The sequence below is a fragment of the Cetobacterium sp. genome, assembly GCF_048470075.1.
In the GTDB taxonomy this organism is placed as follows: domain Bacteria; phylum Fusobacteriota; class Fusobacteriia; order Fusobacteriales; family Fusobacteriaceae; genus Cetobacterium_A.
In genome coordinates, this window is sequence record NZ_DBGBQB010000377.1 from 1 (window position 1) to 3,799 (window position 3,799).

The window sequence follows — 3,799 nt, forward strand, 5'->3', positions numbered from 1 at the left end:
GACTACAACTAGAAACTTAATAGATTTATCAGGCATTTGGAGATTTAAACTAGATGATGGTAAGGGAGAAAAAAATAATTGGGCAAAAAAAAAGTTAGAAGGTAAAGTTTATAATTTACCAGTTCCTTCAAGTTATAATGATTTAATAGAGGATAAGAAAGTAAGAGAGCATGTAGGAGGAGTTTGGTATGAAAAAGAGTTTGAACTTCCTAGAAATATTTTAAATGAAGATAGAATAATTTTAAGATTTGGAAGTGTTACTCACAAAGCTATTGTCTTTTTAAATGGTGAAGAGATTTGTAAAAATAAAGGAGGCTTTCTTCCATTTGAAGTTGAATTAAAAAAGGAGAATCTATTAGAAAAAAATAGATTAACAATACTGGTTGATAATGTATTGGATCATACGACACTACCTGTAGGAGGAGTAAAAGAATTAGAAAATGTATCTAGAGGTTTAGAAGAACTGATGATACCTAAAGTAAAACGTCATACGGCCTATTGTGTAGATTTTTTTAACTATAGTGGTATCCATAGACCTGTAAAAATTTATACAACTCCAAAAGAATATATAAAAGATATAATTTTAATTACAGATATAGAAAATACAACTGGAGTTATAAATTATGAGATAAAACTATCAACTGATAAAGATGTTTTAGTGGAAATTTTCGATAGAGATGGAAACATGGTAGCTGAATCATTTGGAAAAAAAGGTAAAATAAAGATAGAGAATGCTAAATTTTGGGAGCCAGGGGATGCATATCTTTATGAAATAAAAGTTACATTGAAAGATGAAGGAAACATTTTAGATGTATATTATGAAAAATGTGGTATAAGAACAGTTAAAGTTGTAGAAGGAAAGTTTTTAATAAATGGAAAACCATTTTACTTTAAAGGATTTGGAAAACATGAGGATTCAAATTCAAATGGAAGAGGTTTAAACGAAGTAATAAATAGAAAAGACTTTAGCTTAATGAAATGGCTTGGATCAAACTCTTTTAGAACTTCGCATTATCCATATTCTGAAGAGATTATGAGATTGGCTGATGAAGAAGGAGTTGTTGTTATTGATGAGGTTCCAGCAGTTGGACTTCATATAAATTTTATGAACACATATATGGGAATAAAATCATCAGTATCAACTTGGGAAGTTTTAGAAACAAAAATTCAACATGAAAAAGATATTAGAGGATTAATTGAAAGAGACAAAAATCATCCATGTGTTGTTATGTGGTGTGTAGGAAATGAAGCAGCTTTAGAGGAGGAAGGATCATATGATTATTTCAAACCAATGATTGATTTGGCAAAAAAATTAGACCCACAAAAAAGACCTGTGACATTGGTTTCACACATTGCTTATCCATTAAATACAGAGGAGGCTCATAAGATTTGTGCTGAATTAGATGTTTTATGCTTTAATAGATACTATGGATGGTACTGGGGAACAGGAGAGATTGAGTTAGTTGAGGGAGTTATTGTAAAAGAGCTAGAGATGTGGTGGAATCGTCATAAAAAACCGATGATGTATACAGAGTTTGGAGCAGACACAGTGAGCGGACTAAGAGAAACTACTCCTATGATTTACAGTGAAGAGTATCAGCAAATTTACTACGAAATACACGGAAGAGCTTTTGATAAAGTGGAGTATTTTATAGGGGAGCAAGTTTGGAATTTTGCTGATTTTGCAACGAGATATGATAGTATAATGAGAGTTGGTGGGAATAAAAAAGGTATATTTACAAGAGAGAGAAAACCTAAACTAGCAGCTCATACATTGAAGAAAAGATGGGAACAAATTCCAGATTTTAATTATAAAAAATAGTTTTAGTTTTAGAAGTATTAGATTTCCACTACAGTTAAAATTTTGTAGTGGAAATTTTTTTTATTTATCAAAACGCCCTGAGAAAACCTCTTCCTCTATTAGGGCGGTGGTAGTTCACTGATGTCTTAATAAGAGTAGGATTTTATAAATTTAGGCTATGAAAATATACAAAAAAGAGTTAAAATCTCTAATATATTTTAATTAAAAGAAGGGGATTAAGTGTGATAAGAAAAGCAACAAAAATAGATATTTCAAAAATTATGAAAATTATAGCAGTAACAATAAATGAGATGAAATCATATAATAATACTCAGTGGGATGAGAGTTATCCACAAGCGATAAACTTTTTAAAAGACATAGAAGCTGGTGATTTGTATGTGGATGAGTTAAATGATGAAATAAGAGGCTTTGTTTGTGTAAATTATATAGAGCCTATTGAATATAACTACATAAATTGGCAATCTTTGGAAAAAGCTATGGTTATTCATAGAATGGCAGTAAATTCAAATTTTAGAAATCAAGGAGTGGCAATCTCTTTATTAAAATTTTCTGAAGAGCTAGCATTAAAAAATGGAGTTTCATATTTAAAAACAGATACGTATTCGATCAATGATAAAATGAACTCTCTTTTTAAAAAATTTGGATTTCAATTAGTTGGAGAAATGAAGTTTTTAGGAAAAGAGAAACCATTTTATTGTTATGATAAAATTATTTCTAAAAATATTTAGGAGGAGATTAATGTCAATTGAAAAAGTTAGAGAATATTTTAAAAAATTTGGAATTGAAGATAGGATTCAAGAGTTTGAAGTATCTAGTGCAACTGTAGATTTAGCAGCAGAGGCTTTACAATGTGAACCATGTAGGATAGCAAAAACACTTTCATTTATTGTCAATAATAATCCTATTTTAATTGTAACTGCTGGAGATACAAAAATTGATAATTCAAAATATAAAGAACAATTCAAATCAAAAGCTAAGATGCTTAAATTTGATGGAGTATTAGAAGCCATTGGACATGAGGTTGGCGGAGTATGCCCATTTGGAGTCAATGAAAATATAGATATTTATTTAGATAGCTCTTTAAAAAGATTTAAAACTGTATTTCCAGCTTGTGGAAGTAGTAATAGTGCGATTGAATTAACAATAGAAGAGATAGAAAAATATACGCCGTTTATTTCGTGGGTTGATGTATGCAAAAAATAGAGATTGAGTATAAAATAGTTAGTGAGAGACTGAATTTTAGAGAGATTAATGAAGAAGACTTCAATGCTGTTTATAATATTTTAAAAGATGAAGAGATTATATATGCATGGGGTCATGGATTTTCTGAAAGTGAAACCCGAGAGTGGATTAAAAAAAATAAAGTTCGTTATAAAAGTGATAGATATAGTTATTTTTTTGTTACAGAAAAGAAATCAAGAAACTTTATTGGACTTATTGGACCTTTAATAGAGGAGATCGATGGTAAAAAATATATAGGAGTAGCTTATATATTGGATAAGAAATATTGGGGATGTGGGTATGCTACAGAAGGGCTAAAGGCATGTATAAACTATGCTTTTGATACTATAAAAGCAAATAAAGTAATTGCTGAAATTAGACCAGAAAATATTAAATCTAGAAAAGTAGCTGAAAGGGCTGGAATGAAAATTGAAGGTGAATTTATAAAAGTTTATAATAATGAAAATATGTTACATTTAATTTACAGTATTTCAAAAGAGAATAGAAATAAATAAGAGAAGATTTGAGTCTTCTCTATTTATTTTTATAAAAGTTTAAAGTCTAATTTTTAAAATTTAGTTGTGAGAAATTATAAAGTCCTCTTTCATCTCCTTTAAATCCTTCAATATCACTTGCAACTCCAACAGAATAATTAGGATAATACAGTGGTAAAATAGCACAATCTTTTTTTTAAAAAACAGAAAAATATTTTTATGACATAATTCTGAAACAATCTTTTGATACTCTATTTATAGG

4 protein-coding genes are annotated in these 3,799 nt (G+C 29.0%); all 4 read left to right on the plus strand.

Going from position 1 to position 3,799, the window contains the following annotated elements:
* Window positions 1–1,822 (plus strand): beta-glucuronidase (gene uidA, locus ACMOUI_RS13050; RefSeq protein ID WP_418966133.1); only part of this gene is annotated, 1,822 nt, incomplete at its 5' end.
* A 221-nt stretch (window positions 1,823–2,043) separates the two neighbouring features.
* Entirely contained in the window at window positions 2,044–2,550 is a 507-nt protein-coding gene (locus ACMOUI_RS13055; RefSeq protein WP_418966134.1) for a GNAT family N-acetyltransferase, read from the plus strand.
* Between the two features lie 10 nt (window positions 2,551–2,560).
* Window positions 2,561–3,025, plus strand: a complete 465-nt coding sequence (locus tag ACMOUI_RS13060; RefSeq protein ID WP_418966135.1) for a YbaK/EbsC family protein — start codon at window positions 2,561–2,563, stop codon at window positions 3,023–3,025.
* Window positions 3,013–3,558, plus strand: coding sequence for a GNAT family N-acetyltransferase (locus tag ACMOUI_RS13065; RefSeq protein ID WP_418966136.1), 546 nt, complete (start codon window positions 3,013–3,015; stop codon window positions 3,556–3,558). The genes ACMOUI_RS13060 and ACMOUI_RS13065 overlap by 13 nt, the downstream gene beginning before the upstream one ends.
* The last annotated feature ends 241 nt before the right edge of the window (window positions 3,559–3,799 follow it).